The sequence below is a fragment of the Neptunomonas qingdaonensis genome (genome assembly GCF_900113275.1).
GTDB lineage: Bacteria > Pseudomonadota > Gammaproteobacteria > Pseudomonadales > Balneatricaceae > Neptunomonas > Neptunomonas qingdaonensis.
Window position 1 is genome coordinate 347,172 of sequence record NZ_FOOU01000001.1, and the last position, 16,886, is coordinate 364,057.

The following is a 16,886-nucleotide window of genomic DNA, read 5'->3' on the forward strand; positions in this document are numbered from 1 at the left end:
GTTTTCGCTAAAAGATGGAGTTTTCTATGATACAGCCAGATTTGCCTAACCTGTCTTCATCTTTACAGACACTGCTGGCTAAACAGTGGGATCGACTCGGTGATGTACTGGCATCTACTGAAAAGCAATTAACTGATTCTGTACAGCAGGAGCTGGCGAAGGTGGCAATTGGAAGTGATTACCTGGTTGATCAGCTGATCAGGTATCCGCAGTTGTTGGCGTCTCTGCTGGACAGCGGGGTTTTGGATCGGCCATATCAGCCTTCTGAGTACAAGAGCCGGCTGGCCGAAGCGATGCTGTCGATCGATTCAGAAGCGTCAATGATGAGTGTGCTTCGTCAGTTTCGGCAACGCGAAATGGTACGGCTTATCTGGAGAGATCTGACGCGTAAAGCCAATATGGCCGATACAACGCAGGAGTTGAGCTGGTTAGCGGACGCGATGATTGATGATACCTTATCTTTGCTCTATGAGCAGTGTTGTCAGCGCTGGGGTACGCCTTATGCTTTGAATGACTACGGGAAGCGTGAGCAGCAGTATATGGTCGTGTTGGGGATGGGGAAGCTGGGCGCTAATGAGCTGAATTTGTCATCAGATATCGATCTTATCTTTTGTTTTCCTGCTAATGGAGAAACAGAAGGCGTCCGCAAAACGCTGGAAAATCAGGACTTCTTCGTACGGCTGGGGCAAAAGCTGATTCAGGCGTTGGATACTCTTAATGCTGAAGGTTTTGTTTTCCGTGTAGATATGCGCTTACGACCGTTTGGCTCGGCAAGCCCACTCGCCTGTAGTTTTGCAGCAATGGAGCACTATTATCAGGATCAGGGGCGTGACTGGGAACGTTACGCAATGATTAAAGCGCGTGTTGTGGCGGGAGATAAAGATAATGGGCGTAAATTACTGACGCTGCTCAGGCCTTTTGTTTACCGTAAATATATCGATTTCAGTGCGTTTGAATCACTGCGTGAAATGAAAGAGATGATTAACCGTGAGGTACGTCGAAAAGGGCTGGAGTTTAACGTCAAGCTTGGTTCCGGGGGGATTCGTGAAGTTGAGTTTATTGCCCAGGCATTCCAGTTGATCCGTGGAGGCAGAGATAGCCGTTTACAGCAACGTGAGCTGCGTAATATTTTACCTTTACTGCCTGAATTGGTCGGCATGCCTGAGCAAGCGGTACCGGAGTTAATGGCGGCCTATATTTTTTTGCGAAATGCGGAGCATGCGATTCAGGCTGTAGCTGACAAGCAGACACAGGAACTACCAAGAGATGACCTTGGTCAGGCGCGACTCGCCTTCAGTATGGGGTTTGATAACTGGACAGCTTTTGCCAGCGAACTGGAACGCCATCGGGCTGCGATAAGTCAGCACTTTGCTGATGTGATTGCACCCGCTCAACAGCAGACAGAGGAAGAGTCGCAGCAGCGAACAGAATGGCTGGCGTTGTGGAATGATCAGCTGTCTGAAGAGGAAGCTCTCGAGATAATAACTGAGAGTGGCTTTGATGATGTTGAGCGTACCCTGAAGCTGATAACAGACTTAAAAGCATCCCGAACCATTAAGTTTTTGCAGAATACCGGTGCTGAGCGTCTCAAGGTCGTGTTGCCTGTTCTTCTGGATATGATTTCTGACGTTGACAACGCCACTGAAACTTTGGCACGTATTTTACTCTTGATTAAATCGGTTCTGCGCCGCTCCTCTTATCTGGTACTGCTGGCTGAGAATCCTGGTGCAATGAAACAGTTAGTGAGGCTGTGTTCGAGTAGCGCCTGGTTTGCCGATCAGCTGGCTAAGAAGCCGGTATTATTGGATGAGCTGATCGATCCGCGTACGCTCTATTCGCCGCCTGATAAAGAGCAGCTAGGCGCAGAATTAAGGCAGCAATTATTGAGAATTCCTGAAGAGGATACTGAACAGTTGATGGAGGCTTTGCGCTACTTCAAAAGTGCACATTTGTTGCGCGTGGCGGCTTCTGACATTACCGGCGTTTTACCATTAATGAAAGTCAGTGATTATCTGACCTGGCTGGCAGAAGTGATTCTGGAAAGCGTATTGGATGTCGCTTGGCGGGGCATGGTTGAAAAGCATGGTCGACCGATGAAACAAGCGGGCGTGCCCTGCGATATGGATTTTATTATCGTCGGCTATGGCAAGCTCGGAGGTATTGAGTTGTCATATGGATCGGATCTGGATTTGGTGTTTATTCATGACAGTGATTCGAATCTGTCTACTGATGGTGATAAATCGATCGCCAATTCAGTATTTTTTACGCGTTTGGGGCAACGGATCATTCATATTCTGAATACATTTACAGCCGGTGGGCAGTTGTACGAAGTTGATATGCGGTTACGTCCTTCCGGCAATTCAGGTTTGTTGGTCAGCTCATTAAAAGCATTCCAGGAGTATCAGGAGAAAGAGGCGTGGACGTGGGAACATCAAGCCTTGGTTCGCTCCAGAGTTGTTGCCGGGTCGGCGCGCCTTGGGGCGGAATTTGAGCAAGTGCGGGCTATTATTTTACAACAAGTACGCGAGCCTATGGAGCTTAAAAAGGCGGTTGTGGAGATGCGTGAGAAAATGCGAGCGCATCTGGGGACTTCTGCGAAGGAGGCCGAAAACAAACACATATTTAATTTAAAACAGGATTTGGGCGGTATTGTTGATATTGAATTTTTGGTGCAGTACAAGGTGCTGGCTGAGGCGTACCGCTACCCTGAGTTGTTCACGTTTACTGATAATATTCGTATTCTGGATGCGATTGAAACAGCAGGATTACTGGCTGCTGATGATGCAGAATCCTTACGTGAGGCGTATATAGCGTATCGTGCTGCCGGTCATCGTTTGACTTTGCAGGATCAGTCAAGTGTGATCAGTGAAAGTGAGATGAAAGACTGTCGGGAGTCGATCACCCGGATCTGGTCATCGGTGATGGAGGCTTAGTGAATGATTAACGCTAAAATGCTGAGGCTGGAACCGGCAAAAAAATAAGGCTGTAAAATAAAAAAGCCTGACTGTATGTGAATAGAGTCAGGCTTACATAAAGGGATTGTTAATTTAGGCTCAGACCCGGGTTAACCAGCCGTGAGTGTCTTCAGCTTTGCCCCATTGGATATCATTCAGCGCTTGGCGTAATTTCAGAGTGGTTGTGCCGACTCCGCCATTGCCTACTTTATATTCGTTGCCTTTGTGCAACAAGGTGCCGACTGAAGTCAGTACAGCAGCTGTACCTGACAGTGCTGCTTCACATTCTGGTTTTGCCGCTCGTTCCAGTAGTTCAGCAACGCTGAGTTGGCGTTCAGACACCTTCATGCCCATGTCACGTGCAATGGTCAATATAGAATCACGTGTAACGCCATGCAGGAAGCTTTCATCCAGCGCCTTAGTGATGATTTCATCGCCATCGATGAGTAGGAAGTTGGCAGCGCCTGTTTCCTGAACATCACCATTGGGACAAAACAGGACCTGATCCGCTTTTAAGTCTTGTTTTGCCTGCATGATAGGACGTAAAGCGCTGGCATAGTTGCCGCCACTTTTAATCATGCCCATGTGCGTAGCACAACGCATACCATTCTCTTCTAATAATAAACGCAGCGTTGTATCACCGCCGGAAAAATAATCGCCCACAGGAGAAAGGAGAATGTACTGGCAAGAGGTCTGCGTAGGGGCGGCTGCTTTACCGATGGCGGGTTCAGTACCGATATGTGTTGGACGGATATACATAGACCCGGGTGGTTCAGGTACATCATCGGCAAAACGGGCGACCGCATCGAGAATCATTTTTTGTGTCGCATCTTTATTGATGGCGGGGAGACTCAACAGGCGACTACTTTGGGCAAAACGCTCAAGGTTTTTATCCATGCGGAAGATATTGATAGAGCCATCGGCGTGCCGGAAAGCTTTCAAACCCTCAAAGCAGGTGCTGGAGTAGTGCAGCACATGAGCACCCGGATGAAGCTGAAGACTGTTGCTAGACACCATCTCAGACGGGCTCCAGCCAGAGCCGTCAAACCAGGAAATTGCCATTTCTGGCATGAAAACGGTACCGAATGCTGCCATGTAACCTACCTCGAATTCAAAAATAAGGGTCAACTGAGCCGATGTGTTGCAGCGGGCGAACTAAAAAGCGTCTGGCGCTGTAGAGAGACTCGAGATATTGATTGTAATCACCACGGGCGCAAAAGGGAATTGCCTCGTAAAGGTAAAATATAAAGCGCTCTCATTGGGTGTTTGCTGAAGACTCTTGTATTATGAGTCACAGTGCAGACACACGGGTCTGACTTTGTTGAGAAATATTCAAAACGACCAATCTAATTAGTGGAACCAATGTGTCCGATATTGTGCCTGATATTTGTATTATAAGTGATGGGAAACCCGGTCATTTGAATCAGTCTTTGGGCTTGGTCGAAGCGTTGTTGCGTACTAACGCATCCCTCACCTATGAAGTGTGCCCGCCTGTGTCATGGCGGCATCTTCTGAAATTGCTCATTAGTCACCTGTTTACGACACCCGCTTCATCAGAGGTTAGGCTTTTCGTAGCGGCCGGGCATCGCACTCATCTGACTTTGCTCGTGTATAAGTGGTGTTTTGGGCGAAAAACAAACGCGAAAGCCGTCGTATTGATGCAACCGTCTTTGCCTTTGCGCTGGTTTGATCTTTGCTTAATTCCTGAGCATGACCAGCCAGCGTCCATGCCGAATGTGATCGAAACCTGGGGCGCGTTGAACCGCGTTCAACCTGGTAGTAAAGCTAAAAACACTGGTTTGATATTAATAGGCGGGCCTTCGAAGCACTTTGTCTGGGATGAGTCGCAAGTACTCAACCAATTAAAACAGATAGTAGAGCACGAAGCCGATACCGATTGGATATTGACAACCTCACGTCGTACGCCCGAGTCGTTCTTAATCAGTTTGTCCGCCGCAAAGCTGAAGATAAACATAATTCCGTGCGCGCAGACAGGCAAAGATTGGTTGCCGGAGCAGTTGGCTATTGCCGAGACTTGCTGGGTTACAGAAGATAGTGTGTCAATGGTGTATGAGGCACTGACGGCAGGTTGTCGTGTTGGGTTAATTGAATTAAAGAGTAAAACAGACAGTCGGATTGCCAGAGGGCTGGCGAGATTAAGGGCTAGCGGTAGAGTGCGATCACTTAAACAGTCAGGTAATCCTTCGGAAAAGGTGCTGCCAGCGCTGGCGGAAGCCAGGCGCTGTGCTGATCTGATTATAAAAAAGGGCTGGATATGAAGGTCGTACAGGTACTGCCTGACCTTAATGGTGGCGGTGTAGAGCGTGGCACGCTGGAAGTGGCAGAAGCATTAATCAAAGCCGGTCACGAATCAGTTGTCATATCAGCGGGCGGTAAAATGGTCGCTGAGCTGGAAGCGGCCGGAAGTCGTCATGTCCAATGGGATCTGGGTAAAAAGTCGCTGCTGACTTTTCGGTATATCTGGGCAGTACGTAAATGGCTTGCAGATGAACAGCCCGACATACTTCACTTACGCTCTCGTATGCCTGCATGGGTTATGTGGTTTGCATGGCGCGGTTTGCCAAAAAAACAACGTCCGCACTTGGTGACAACGGTACATGGTCTTTATTCGGTATCCCGCTATAGCGCCATTATGTGTAAAGGCGAAAAAGTGATCGCTGTATCTGATACCGTCAGACAGTATATTGTGGATAATTATCCACAAACCGCAAAGGCGAAAATTGTCAGAATTTTCCGCGGCGTTGATGCAAAAGATTTTGTCTACCAATACCAGCCTTCCACTGATTGGAAAAAGGCATGGTATGCTCAGTTTCCTCAATCACAGCATAAAATAGTACTGACATTGCCTGGGCGTTTAACGCGTTTGAAAGGGCATAATGACTTCATTTCACTCATCGAACGGCTTGTGCGGGCTGGTCTGAATGTGTGTGGTTTGATCGTTGGAGGAGAGGACCCTAAGCGACAGGCCTATGCGCAGTCGTTGCATCAGAGCGTTATTGAAAAAGGCTTGAGTGACAGAATTATCTTTACGGGTGCCCGGTCGGATATACGAGATATTTATGGGATTAGCCAACTCGTCTTTTCGCTCTCCACAAAGCCTGAATCATTTGGACGAACCGTGCTCGAAGCATTGAGGATGGGGGTGCCTACGGTGGGGTATGATCATGGAGGCGTTGGCGAAATATTAACGGCTATGTTTGCACAGGGGAAAGTTGAATTGGGCAATGCCGATGAGCTTGATGCCGTCGTAAAAAGCCTGATTGAATCCGGGCAAAAGCCAGCAGAAAGTAGCTGTTTTACTAAGCAGGACATGCTGGAGAATACATTGGCGGTTTATAACTCCTTTGTTTGTCTGCCTGATAATAAAGAGAAATGAAACTTCTATGATTATTTGCCAAGTGATGGCCCGCTATGAAGAGGGTGATTTTGAAAATCATTTTATACAGCCGGGAAATAATAGAATGAAGACTTTTATTCATAAATTAGTATAGACATGACTTGTTATACTTGTCTGAGTTATCATCCTTTGTCATATATCTCCAGCGTTAAACTCCTCCTACATTAACCTACATTAATCTTGGGAACTCCGATGAAAATAGCTATTATTAGTGTTGATTTTGCGCCGAATGTCGGCGGGGTCGCAGCACATGTTGTAGAGCTAGGGAAGGCCTTGGTTACGCTTGGTCATGAAGTGCATGTCCTGACGCTACCCATCGCAGATAAACAAGAATCACTTGAAACCTGGCAGGGTATGATAGTGCACCGTCCACGCTTACCGAAACTAAAGCCTTTCTATACCTTTTGCATGAAGTTTTGGTTAAAAAGTTTTTTAAAGAAACACCCTGTGGATATTATACATGTACATGGAATGCGCCCTTTGGAAGCGACCAAAGGACTTAATATCCCGGTGCTATTTACCAATCATACTTCTGGATACCTTCGTCGCATAGAAAAAGGTCCGAAAGTCCACGCCGAATTGGCGCAGCGACTTGCTCATATTTGTCATGTTTTAGCGCCAAGTGAAGAGCTTTGTGAGGCTACCAGGATTGTTGGGTTTACTAAACCTGTCGACTTTATTCCTAATGGTGTCGATGTCACTCGTTTTACACCTGCATCTATACGCCCCGAGCGCCCTGTGACTATCTTGCTGGCAAGAAGGTTGGTCGATAAAAATGGTGTGACCGTTTATGCCGAAGCGGTAAGCGCACTTAAAGGGTTAGATGTACAGCTTGTTTTTGCTGGTAATGGCGCTGAGCGGGCAAAAGTTGAAAGCATTCTAAAATCAAATGGTATGTTTGAGAAGAGTACTTTTCTTGGTGATGTATCGAATCAGGATATGCCGGATGTATATCGGTCAGCGGATATTTCTGTGTTGCCATCTTTTATGGAAGCCACGAGTATTACCGGCCTGGAGTCTATGGCCTGTGGTCTGCCGCTTATTGGTACAAGAGTAGGGGGGATTCCCACCCTGATTACTGAAGGAGAGACAGGATTGCTAGTGCCTCCCGGCGACCCTGATGCTCTGGGTGAAGCATTAGTGCATTTAGCGAGCAACGCTTCGCTACGAAAAGAAATGGGGTTAAAAGCACGCACAAAAACAGAACAACAATTCTCATGGCTACAGATAGCAGAAAGAACAGCTACCATTTATCGACAGTATATTTAAGGGTAGTTGTAAAATGGGTAGTTTTACATTTTTAAAAAGTGCGGGATGGGCTCCTTGGTTACCGTTGTTGGCGGTAATATCAATCCCATTTGGGCGTTCTGTAGAACTTTTTGTTTTAATTATGGCTGTTATTGGCTTGTTCGATTTAATAAAAAATCATCAGAATCTTCGTCAATCTTTTGGCTTTAAAGCTTTTACCCTTGTCTTTATCTGTTTTATGCTGCCGGCGTTATTATCCCTGCCCGATGCTTTTGATTTTAAACATTCTGCAACCAGCCTTATCGGTATGGCGCGCTTTTATTTTGCCGGGTTGTTTATTATTAATCGGATAACAAACTATAACATTCATCTTTGGTTGGCGACCGGTATTGGTTGTGTTTTAGCTTTTTGGGGAGTAGATGCCTGGTGGCAGCAAATATCAGGTCACGACCTGTTGGGTCTGCCGCCTTTCTCCTCGGGTCGGATTAGTGGTATTTTCAGTGAAAATGCAGAGTTAGGCCTGATGATTATTCCTTTCTTGGGTGTGGCTATCGCTGCGTTTAAAGAAAGAATAAATGTCTACGCAGCAATGATATTCACTTTGCTGAGTGTGTCCGTTATTTTGATTAGCGGTGATCGTGCTGCATGGGTGTCGCTCTTAGCTACTGCGGTATTGTGGATATTGTTATTCAGACCTAAGAATTTTAAGTTTTCTAAGAATCATTTTTTCATAAGCATCAGTGGGATTGTTTTAATAGCTGTTGCCGTTTTTAATACGCCACAGTTTCAAGCAAGGTTAGATAAATCATTAGTCGGATTCAGTGGGAATTATGAATCAGTTAATACGGCATCCTCATTTCGTCTGCCTATTTGGAATGTCGCGCTAAGCATGTTTGCTGATAATCCTATTAATGGTGTCGGTGTCCGCAGCTTTCGTTATGCTTATCCTGACTATGCGCAGCCTGATGATATTTTTGTTGATAAAGCATTACCCAGAGAGCAACAGGTAGGTGCTTATCAGCCTCACCAGATAGTTTTAGAGTTTTTGGCTGAGATGGGTATCATTGGTATTATCGGTTTTATGGCTGCGATTTGGATACTTTTTGTTAAATGGTACCCTGTCGTGCGTAGTCAGCAATCAGCATTGGCGAGTGGCTATCTTATTTCATTAATGGCTATTTTATTTCCAATAAACTCTCATTTATCTTCTTTTTCTTCTAGTTGGGCTCAAGTGATCTGGTTGTTAGTTGCATTATGCGTATCCGCAATGGTGATAGAGAAACGAGATGACGGAATCAAAGACATTAAGTGTGATGCTGCAAAATCCGCTACTGCTGAGCTTAAAGTAGGGTTATAAGTATCTATGAAAGAATTAACTCAAGTACTGGCGGTGGGGCGAACGCGTACTGTGTATCAATACCCGGGTGAGCCTGATTGGCTGATCAAAATCGAAAACAGGCATGCATTGGTATCGGTTGGGAAAGTCAGTTTATTTCTCCGTGGTTTGATACATCGTCTGCTTCCCTTTTTTTCAGAGAATGCGCGTGAGCTGCGCATATATAAAAAACTAGCCTTTTCTTTGCAAGGTTTTATTCCTGAATATGAAGAAGTATTAGTTGTAACCGATAAAGGGCTAGGTTTAGCGTGTAGGCAAGTGTTAGATGATAATGGTCAGCTATCCAAAACGTTGGGGGACTATTTAACAGATAGTAAAATTTCTGCAGAAACATTAAAACCTCAACTTGAACGTTTTTTTCAAACACTGTTCTCAAAAAGCCTATATTTTTTTGACTTTAATCCTAATAATTTTCTTATTCAGATTAATGGAGGTAATCCAACCCTGCGTTTTATTGATCTGAAAGGGTATCGTAAAGACCGTGCGCTGTTACCCCTCAGCTATTTATCCTCGTCTTTAGCCAAACGAAAAATGCAGCGAAGAATTGAGCGCTTATATAAGCGGATTAATCTTTGATTGATCACTAAAAGAGAGACTTTATGATTGCTGGTCTGCACCGTAGCAGTTGGATGGCTTTACCCGTTGTTTTGGTCGCGCTGACTGTTTTTTCTCAACCGTTCGGTGTGTCTTTTGAACTATTTACACTGATCATGGCGGTACTGGGTGTCAGACTTTTTATCCTTAATAAGGATAACTTCAGGGGTAGCCCGGGGGTAAAGTTCTTTACCTTGCTGTTTGCCTGTTTCTGGATTCCCGCAATACTTTCTCTGCCTGATGCATACCTATTTAAAAAGGGCGCTATTGATGCGTTAGGTATGTTGCGCTTTTACTTTGCTGGTGTATTTATTATTCATGCAGCGTCATCAGTTAAAATTCATGAGAATATTGCCCGTGTCATAGCGGTCATCGTTATTTTCTGGATGATAGATGCCTGGATTCAACTTTTGTTTTCTGTGAATCTTTTTGGCATGGAAAGTTATTCGCCGGGGAGGATTAGTGGTGTCTTTGGTGATGACCCCGTCTTAGGTTGGATGTTAGTTGTTTATATTGGTATTGCCTGCGTTGCTGTAAATCAATGGGTAGGTAAAGTCGGGTTATTGATTATAGTGCCTTGCTTGATTGCTACGATTTTTATAAGTGGCAATCGAGGCGCGTGGTTAGCGGTTGCCTGGCTGCTGTTGTTTACTGTCATCATTGCTGTTTTATGGAAAGTGAAAATTTCAAAAAAAATAGTGCTTGGGAGTTTTTTGATAGTGGGCCTGGTCATCGCTGGTGTGTCAACTCACGAGGGAATTAAGGGACGTATAGCCTATACTTTTCAGGGACTCAGCACTGCTGATTATGCTGCTTTAGATCGGGCAACGTCGTATCGCTTAACGCTGTGGGGTACGGCAATAAATATGATAGAGGATAACTGGATTAATGGGGTTGGTTTTAAGAGCTTTCGTTATGCCTATCCGGACTATGCGAAGCCTGATGATATTTATGTGTTACGTTCACCTGAAGGGGAGCAGAAGAGGGGGGCATTTCATAGCCATCAGATAGTTATTGACGCGATGGCTGATACGGGCTTATTTGGCTTAATAGGTTTGTTGGCTGCATTCTGGTTAGTATTCCGGCGATTTTTTTTGCAGCTTGTCAAAATCAAACAGTGGATCCCATTGGGATATTACTGCGGACTGGTTGGGGTGTTGTTTCCAATCAATACACATTTGTCGCTTTATAAAGCCTACTGGGCGCAAGCATTTTGGCTATTAGCTGCTCTGTTTATTGCTTCATTATTTACTTATGCCCGAGAGGTAAATGACGATAGACATAATTCTTCCCCTCTGGATGTGTCTTAAAGCGTCGATGTACCCACATATATTGGCCGGGGTCTTTTAGAATGCCCTTTTCAAGTTCCTGGTTAATGCGTGTGGCATCTTGGGTGTCATCGCCACAGGGGAAGCCTTCAATAATAGGGAACAGCTCCAGTTCATAACCTGAATTATCGTGGCAGCGGTGATGGGTAAACATCAATATTGGAGAATTGTTCAGCTTGACGAGTCTGCTGGTCGCGGTAATTGTTGCAGCAGGTACCTTAAAAAAGGGAGCATACACTGAGTGTTTGAGCCCAAAATCCTGATCCGGTGCGTACCAAACAATTTCATTGTTACGCAGGGCTTTAAGTACTCCGCGTAGATTTTTGCGTTCAATGGTGTGGGCCAGATGTTTCTCGCGTTCCCGTTTGATAACGAAATCCATTAAAGGGTTATTATGCTTGCGGTACATAGCATTTACTGCATAAAAGCGAGCCAGTAGCCTCCCTCCCATATCCAGTGTAGAAAAATGCGCACCTAATAAAATCACGCCTTTGTTATGTGACAGCGCCTCATCCAGGTATTGTTTACCTTTCAGGGTGACGGGCATACTCAGAAACTGATCACTTTGCCACCAGCTCATACTTGTTTCAAACATGCCTATTGCATTATTTTGAAAGATATTGCGTACTAGGCGCTGTTGTTCTGCAGGTGTAATTTCCGGGAAGCACAGCCGGATGTTCACTTCAGTAATATGACGGCGCTTTTTAAAGAGCCTGTACATCAGGTTACCGGTACTTGTACCAAGTTTGATTTGCATTGCGTAAGGTAGCAAGCTAATGAGGTATAAAATGCCGAGTCCGGCCCAGGTAGGCCAGTATCTCGGACTAAAAAAATGCTTATCGGTAGTTGTCATAAAAGGTCTTTGAGTAAATGTATAGGCACGATTGTAAGAGGCTTTTGCAATGTCAGCAAATACTTATAAAAGAAGGTTATAATGAGAACATTTTTATATCTGTTTAAGAACTAAGTTGAGAGCCTGATGAGTTCAGATAAAAAGAATACTGATGTAATCTCCCAGGATACAACTTCTAAAGGTTGGGTAGTTTATAAGCGCCTGATAGCCTACGCCATCCCTTATTGGCCGGTGTTTACGGTGGCCTTTGTAGGTTATGCCCTGTATGGCGCATCTCAGGCAATGTCGGCTAAGTGGTTACAAAGTGTCGTTGATTCGGTGGAAGGGGGCCGGTTGGATGAACGGGTCTGGCTGGCGTTGGCGGTACTGGGTATTTTTGCCTTACGTGGCGTAGGTACTTTTCTCGGTAATTATTGCATAAGCTATGTGGCTCGCTTTGTCATCCACGGTTTACGTACAGATCTGTTTGACAGGATGCTGTTGCTGCCCGCGCACTACTATCATCATCACTCTTCTGGTGAATTGTTGGCTCAGTTGACCTTCAATGTTGAGCAAGTGACGGGTGCGGTGACGGATGCGGTAAAAATATTGATTCGTGAAGGGCTTACCGTGATTGGTTTGTTTGGTTACCTGTTTTACCTTAACTGGAAGTTGACCTTGATTTTTGTGGCTGCCGCTCCGTTTATCGGCATTGTTGTAAGGATCGCTTCTAAGCGAATGCGCCGCTTAGGGCATCGTATTCAGAAGTCGGTCGGTGATATCACCAGCTCTGCTTCTGAATCCATACAAGGGTATCAAGTTGTTCGGGTGTATGGCGGTACTGACTTTGAGCGTCAACGTTTTCATGGTGCTAGTGATCTGAATCGCCGTCAGTTTATGAAGTTGGTGGTGGCTGAGTCGATTAATACGCCTGTTGTTCAGTTTCTGGTGGCAATGGCGCTGGCGGCGTTGATGTATCTGGCCATGTCACCATCGGTGATGGGCGGCATGAGCACGGGTGAGTTCGTCGCTTTTATTACAGCGGCAGCCATGGTGACGAAACCATTACGTTTGTTGACTGAAATAAATGTGATGGTGCAAAAAGGCATTTCGGCTGCACAGGCCGTTTTTAATACGATGGATCAGGAAGAAGAAAAGGATGGGGGCACAATATTAGCGGACAGAGTTGCCGGGCATTTAACATTTAAACAAGTCGCCTTTGCTTACCCTGGTAGCAGTGAACAGGTACTCTCAAATTTTTCGTTGGATATCCCGCAAGGTAAAACTGTCGCATTGGTGGGTAAATCCGGTAGCGGTAAATCAACGGTGGCTGGATTGATTCCACGCTTTAATGATGGCTGGACAGGTGAAATCTTACTCGACGGTCATGCTCTCGAATCTTATCAAATGGTCTCGTTGCGTGAGCAGATCGCTATTGTCAGCCAAAGCGTGGTGTTATTTAACGGCACGATCGCCGAAAACATTGCGTATGGTTCTATGGCATCAGCCTCTATTGAGCAGATTCAGGCGGCTGCTGAAGCAGCACATGTGATGGAGTTCGTTGCTCGTTTGCCGGAAGGTTTGCAGACGCAGGTGGGTGAAAGTGGCGTGTTGTTATCCGGTGGCCAGCGTCAACGTATCGCCATTGCCCGAGCTATTCTGAAAGATGCGCCGATATTGATTATGGACGAAGCAACCTCTGCGCTGGATACCGAATCAGAACGGCATATTCAGAGTGCGCTTGAAGAGGTGATGAAAGACCGGACTACGTTAGTGATTGCGCATCGACTTTCGACCATAGAGAACGCTGACCTGATTGTGGTGATGGACCAGGGGCTCATCGTCGAACAAGGGACGCATCATGAATTATTACAAAAAGACGGTGCCTATGCTCAGTTGTATAAAATGCAGTTTGGTGAACTAGCGGATGACTAGCTGGCCTGGATTCCTTTATACCCTGCTTTTTTATCTGTTAGTTCCCGTACTATTAATTCGCTTGTGGTGGCGGGGACGAAAATCTCCGGGCTATCGGCAGCGTTGGTGGCAGCGCTTTGGCCTGGTGCCGCCGGTTACGGGTCGCCCTCTGTGGATTCATGCTGTATCTGTCGGCGAAACGATCGCCATCGCTCCGTTAGTCGAGCGGTTATTAAACGATTTTCCTGAAATACCGATTGTCATGACCAGTATGACGCCAACGGGTGCTGAGCGGGTTCAGGCATTGTTTGGGGATCGTGTTCATCATTTTTATTGTCCCTATGATCTGCCTGATGCCATTCAGCGCTTTATTCAGCGTATTCAGCCACGTGGATCTCTCATCGTAGAAACTGAGCTTTGGCCGAACATGATTGCCGGTTGTAAAAAGGCCGATGTGCCGGTAATTATCGCTAATGCCCGTTTGTCTGAGCGCTCTGCTAAAGGATATGCAAAGCTTGCCAGGCTGACACAGCAAATGCTGTCAGAGCTGACATTGCTGATTACTCAGCATCAAAGTGACGCGGAGCGCTTTAAACAACTGGGAATGCCTGCGGAGCGTATCTTAGTATCCGGCAGTATTAAGTTTGATATTCAGGTGGATGAGACAACACGTTTGCGGGGCCAGCAGTTAAGGGAGCAATTAGGTGAGCGGTTCACGCTGATCCTGGCGAGTAGCCATGAAGATGAAGAAGCGCAATTGTTAGCGGCAGTCAGCCCTTTATGGGAGCGTTATCCCGATCTGTTGGTGATGTTGGTTCCACGTCATCCTGAGCGCTTTGAGGCGGTTTATCGGACAGCATTGAAATTTTCGGATGATGTGGTGTGTCGTTCTGGCCGCAATCAGTTGCTTCCTGATGCGACAACCCGCATCTATCTGGGCGACACCATGGGGGATCTGATGCTGCTGTATGCCGCTGCCGATCTGGTGGTGATGGGGGGGAGCTTCGTCAATGTAGGAGGACATAATCCACTCGAACCCGCTGTGCTGGGCCTGCCGGTAGTGATGGGGCCGCATCATTTTAATTTTGCAGCGATCAGTGAGGCGATGGAACAGGCAGGTGGGATGCAGAGGCTACAACAGATGTCTGAGGTAACAGACCTGCTAGCGGCCTATATGCAGCGCCCTGAAATGCTGAGTGAGGTTGGCAGTAAAGCGATGCACTATGCTGATTCACAGCGGGGCGCACTCGATCGTCTGTATCGGCAAGTGAGTACGCACCTGCTATCCTAATAAAGCGCTGCATGACGCTTTTAATTTAAGCGCTTAATTTAAGTCAAACGTTAGCGGCTCACCCGTTTGTGTGACGTAGGCATGGTTGAGCATGTCTACGAGTGGCGTCTGGTCACTGTCGCGTAACCACTGTTTGCCAGTTGCATCATAATCGAAATGAAAACCGCCATCTTTGGTGGCCAGCCATAGTTGTAACACGGGGGTCTGGCGGGTAAATATAATCTGGCTGCGGTTTTCACATTTGATCGTGAGTACGCCGCCGCTGATCAGATAATCGATATCTGATTCAGCATCATCGAGACGCTCTTCAATCTGTTGTAGGGTCACATCAACAAGATCATTGAATTCGGATTCGGTCATCAAACAAACTCTTTATTTAGATAATTAAGTGGATGCGCAGTATATCAGCTTTCTTACGGTACTCATCAGGCTCTTTTCAAGGGTATAATCGATCAATTATTGTCTATGAATAGAGAATTGTATTGTGAAACTTAGCTGGGTTTTAGTGTTGGCGGGGATAATATTGTTATCAGGTTGCGGACAAAAAGGGCCGCTTTACATGCCTGAACCGGAAAAGCAGACTGAATATCAGTAGAGCTAAAATTAAACATGTGTTGCGAGTGAGAAGAGTAAATGGATAGTTTTGAATACCGTAATGGCCGTTTGCATTGCGAAGAAGTAGCGTTGAGTAAAGTGGCTGAGCGTTTTGGTACCCCTGTTTATGTCTATTCCCGTGATGCAATTGAACGCGCTTATTTGGATTATGCTCAGGCACTGGAAGGTCATGATGCGCTGGTATGTTATGCGGTTAAAGCCAACAGCAATCTGGCCGTGCTTAATATTCTGGCGAGATTAGGTGCGGGTTTTGATATCGTTTCATTGGGTGAGTTGGAACGCGTTCTTAAGGCGGGCGGATTACCTGAAAAAATCGTATTTTCGGGGGTCGGCAAGCAAGCACATGAAATTAAGAAAGCTCTGGGCGTAGGTATTCGTTGTTTTAACATCGAGTCAGAAGCTGAATTAGAACGCGTCAATCAGGTTGCCGGTGAGTGTGGGAAAATTGCGGATATCTCATTCCGTGTTAATCCGGATGTTGATGCGGGGACGCACCCTTACATATCGACGGGATTGAAAGATAATAAGTTCGGCATAGCGATTGGTGAAGCCGAGCGTATTTATTGCCATGCCGCCAGTCTTCCTTATGTGAATGTTGTCGGTATGGATTGTCATATTGGCAGCCAGCTCACTGAAATTGCACCATTTATGGATGCGCTGGATCGCTTGCTGATGTTGATTGATCAGTTGGCAACGCAAGGCATTCAGATCCATCATCTGGATCTGGGGGGTGGTTTAGGTGTGTGTTATACCGATGAAACACCGCCAACCCCACAAACCTATATAGCAGCGGTGCTTGAAAAGCTGGGAGATAGACCATTAGGCCTTATTTTTGAGCCGGGTCGCTCTATTGTAGCCAATGCCGGTGTGATGCTGACTCAGGTTGAGTTTCTGAAATGCACAGAGCATAAAAACTTTGCCATTATCGACGGTGCTATGAACGACCTGATCAGGCCTTCACTGTACAGTGCTTATCAGGACATTATTCCCGTTGAGCTTCGTCAAGAGGGTGAGGTCAAAGCGTATGATCTGGTTGGGCCAGTGTGTGAAACAGGTGATTTCCTCGGTAAAAATCGTGAATTGAATCTGCAGGCAGGTGATTTGCTGGCGGTGTGTTCAGCCGGCGCTTATGGCTTCGTCATGAGTTCTAACTACAACACCCGCCCTCGTGTTGCGGAAGTGATGATTGATGATGGTGAAATGTTTGCAGTACGCGCACGTGAGACAGTGGCAGATCTGATGCGCGGTGAAGTCATGTTGCCTAAAGGGCATTAACAGCGCATTGAACGGAAGAAA

The 16,886-nt window shown here is 46.2% G+C and carries 14 protein-coding genes; 11 read left to right on the top strand and 3 right to left on the bottom strand.

The features are described 5' to 3' along the window. The first annotated feature begins 26 nt into the window (after positions 1 to 26). A complete protein-coding gene (gene glnE, locus BM099_RS01625) occupies positions 27 to 2,933 on the top strand; it encodes a bifunctional [glutamate--ammonia ligase]-adenylyl-L-tyrosine phosphorylase/[glutamate--ammonia-ligase] adenylyltransferase (RefSeq protein ID WP_090723499.1) in 2,907 nt (968 codons plus the stop codon). Between the two features lie 120 nt (positions 2,934 to 3,053). On the opposite strand, the gene BM099_RS01630 is transcribed toward glnE, so the two are convergent. Beyond that, positions 3,054 to 4,049, bottom strand: a complete 996-nt coding sequence (locus BM099_RS01630) for a branched-chain amino acid aminotransferase (RefSeq protein ID WP_090723502.1) — start codon at positions 4,047 to 4,049, stop codon at positions 3,054 to 3,056. Positions 4,050 to 4,318: 269 nt separating this feature from the next. Between BM099_RS01630 and BM099_RS01635 the strand changes: the two genes are divergently transcribed. The 6 genes from BM099_RS01635 to BM099_RS01660 all read left to right on the top strand — a co-directional run bounded on the left by BM099_RS01635 (position 4,319) and on the right by BM099_RS01660 (position 10,920). After that, positions 4,319 to 5,233, top strand: coding sequence for a mitochondrial fission ELM1 family protein (locus tag BM099_RS01635; RefSeq protein ID WP_090723505.1), 915 nt, complete (start codon positions 4,319 to 4,321; stop codon positions 5,231 to 5,233). Next, a complete protein-coding gene (locus BM099_RS01640; protein ID WP_090723507.1) occupies positions 5,230 to 6,351 on the top strand; it encodes a glycosyltransferase family 4 protein in 1,122 nt (373 codons plus the stop codon). Before BM099_RS01635 ends, BM099_RS01640 begins: the two co-directional genes overlap by 4 nt. 213 nt (positions 6,352 to 6,564) lie before the next feature. Then, a complete protein-coding gene (locus BM099_RS01645; protein ID WP_090723510.1) occupies positions 6,565 to 7,641 on the top strand; it encodes a glycosyltransferase family 4 protein in 1,077 nt (358 codons plus the stop codon). 13 nt (positions 7,642 to 7,654) lie between these two features. Then, positions 7,655 to 8,977, top strand: a complete 1,323-nt coding sequence (locus tag BM099_RS01650) for an O-antigen ligase family protein (RefSeq protein WP_090723512.1) — start codon at positions 7,655 to 7,657, stop codon at positions 8,975 to 8,977. 6 nt (positions 8,978 to 8,983) lie between these two features. Continuing rightward, on the top strand, positions 8,984 to 9,592 hold the full coding sequence (locus BM099_RS01655; protein WP_090723515.1) for a YrbL family protein: 609 nt from the start codon (positions 8,984 to 8,986) through the stop codon (positions 9,590 to 9,592). Positions 9,593 to 9,615: 23 nt separating this feature from the next. Beyond that, on the top strand, positions 9,616 to 10,920 hold the full coding sequence (locus BM099_RS01660) for an O-antigen ligase family protein (protein ID WP_090723517.1): 1,305 nt from the start codon (positions 9,616 to 9,618) through the stop codon (positions 10,918 to 10,920). Here the strand turns inward: BM099_RS01660 and lpxL are convergent. Further along, positions 10,859 to 11,791: an LpxL/LpxP family Kdo(2)-lipid IV(A) lauroyl/palmitoleoyl acyltransferase gene (gene lpxL, locus BM099_RS01665; protein ID WP_090723518.1), complete on the bottom strand. Its 933-nt coding sequence runs from the start codon at positions 11,789 to 11,791 to the stop codon at positions 10,859 to 10,861. The genes BM099_RS01660 and lpxL overlap by 62 nt on opposite strands. 126 nt (positions 11,792 to 11,917) lie before the next feature. Between lpxL and msbA the strand changes: the two genes are divergently transcribed. Together msbA and waaA are read left to right on the top strand one after the other, a co-directional pair. Beyond that, positions 11,918 to 13,705: a lipid A export permease/ATP-binding protein MsbA gene (gene msbA, locus BM099_RS01670; RefSeq protein WP_090723520.1), complete on the top strand. Its 1,788-nt coding sequence runs from the start codon at positions 11,918 to 11,920 to the stop codon at positions 13,703 to 13,705. Beyond that, on the top strand, positions 13,698 to 14,975 hold the full coding sequence (waaA, locus tag BM099_RS01675) for a lipid IV(A) 3-deoxy-D-manno-octulosonic acid transferase (RefSeq protein WP_090723522.1): 1,278 nt from the start codon (positions 13,698 to 13,700) through the stop codon (positions 14,973 to 14,975). The genes msbA and waaA overlap by 8 nt, the downstream gene beginning before the upstream one ends. A 33-nt stretch (positions 14,976 to 15,008) precedes the next feature. On the opposite strand, the gene cyaY is transcribed toward waaA, so the two are convergent. After that, entirely contained in the window at positions 15,009 to 15,335 is a 327-nt protein-coding gene (gene cyaY, locus BM099_RS01680; RefSeq protein WP_090723525.1) for an iron donor protein CyaY, read from the bottom strand. A gap of 124 nt (positions 15,336 to 15,459) precedes the next feature. On the opposite strand from cyaY, the gene lptM reads away from it, so the two are divergent. Both lptM and lysA read left to right on the top strand, forming a co-directional pair. Then, entirely contained in the window at positions 15,460 to 15,570 is a 111-nt protein-coding gene (gene lptM, locus BM099_RS01685) for an LPS translocon maturation chaperone LptM (RefSeq protein WP_415860134.1), read from the top strand. 38 nt (positions 15,571 to 15,608) lie between these two features. After that, entirely contained in the window at positions 15,609 to 16,865 is a 1,257-nt protein-coding gene (gene lysA, locus BM099_RS01690; protein WP_090723531.1) for a diaminopimelate decarboxylase, read from the top strand. Positions 16,866 to 16,886 lie beyond the last annotated feature (21 nt).

Bases quoted from the DNA above. Each gene is read 5' to 3' on its own strand.
- BM099_RS01640 (WP_090723507.1), top strand. From the start codon at position 5,230: ATGAAGGTCGTACAGGTACTGCCTGACCTTAATGGTGGCGGTGTAGAG.
- BM099_RS01650 (WP_090723512.1), top strand. From the start codon at position 7,655: ATGGGTAGTTTTACATTTTTAAAAAGTGCGGGATGGGCTCCTTGGTTA.
- msbA (WP_090723520.1), top strand. From the start codon at position 11,918: ATGAGTTCAGATAAAAAGAATACTGATGTAATCTCCCAGGATACAACT.
- glnE (WP_090723499.1), top strand. From the start codon at position 27: ATGATACAGCCAGATTTGCCTAACCTGTCTTCATCTTTACAGACACTG.
- cyaY (WP_090723525.1), bottom strand. From the start codon at position 15,335: ATGACCGAATCCGAATTCAATGATCTTGTTGATGTGACCCTACAACAG.
- lpxL (WP_090723518.1), bottom strand. From the start codon at position 11,791: ATGACAACTACCGATAAGCATTTTTTTAGTCCGAGATACTGGCCTACC.
- waaA (WP_090723522.1), top strand. From the start codon at position 13,698: ATGACTAGCTGGCCTGGATTCCTTTATACCCTGCTTTTTTATCTGTTA.
- BM099_RS01630 (WP_090723502.1), bottom strand. From the start codon at position 4,049: ATGGCAGCATTCGGTACCGTTTTCATGCCAGAAATGGCAATTTCCTGG.
- BM099_RS01660 (WP_090723517.1), top strand. From the start codon at position 9,616: ATGATTGCTGGTCTGCACCGTAGCAGTTGGATGGCTTTACCCGTTGTT.
- BM099_RS01655 (WP_090723515.1), top strand. From the start codon at position 8,984: ATGAAAGAATTAACTCAAGTACTGGCGGTGGGGCGAACGCGTACTGTG.
- BM099_RS01645 (WP_090723510.1), top strand. From the start codon at position 6,565: ATGAAAATAGCTATTATTAGTGTTGATTTTGCGCCGAATGTCGGCGGG.
- lysA (WP_090723531.1), top strand. From the start codon at position 15,609: ATGGATAGTTTTGAATACCGTAATGGCCGTTTGCATTGCGAAGAAGTA.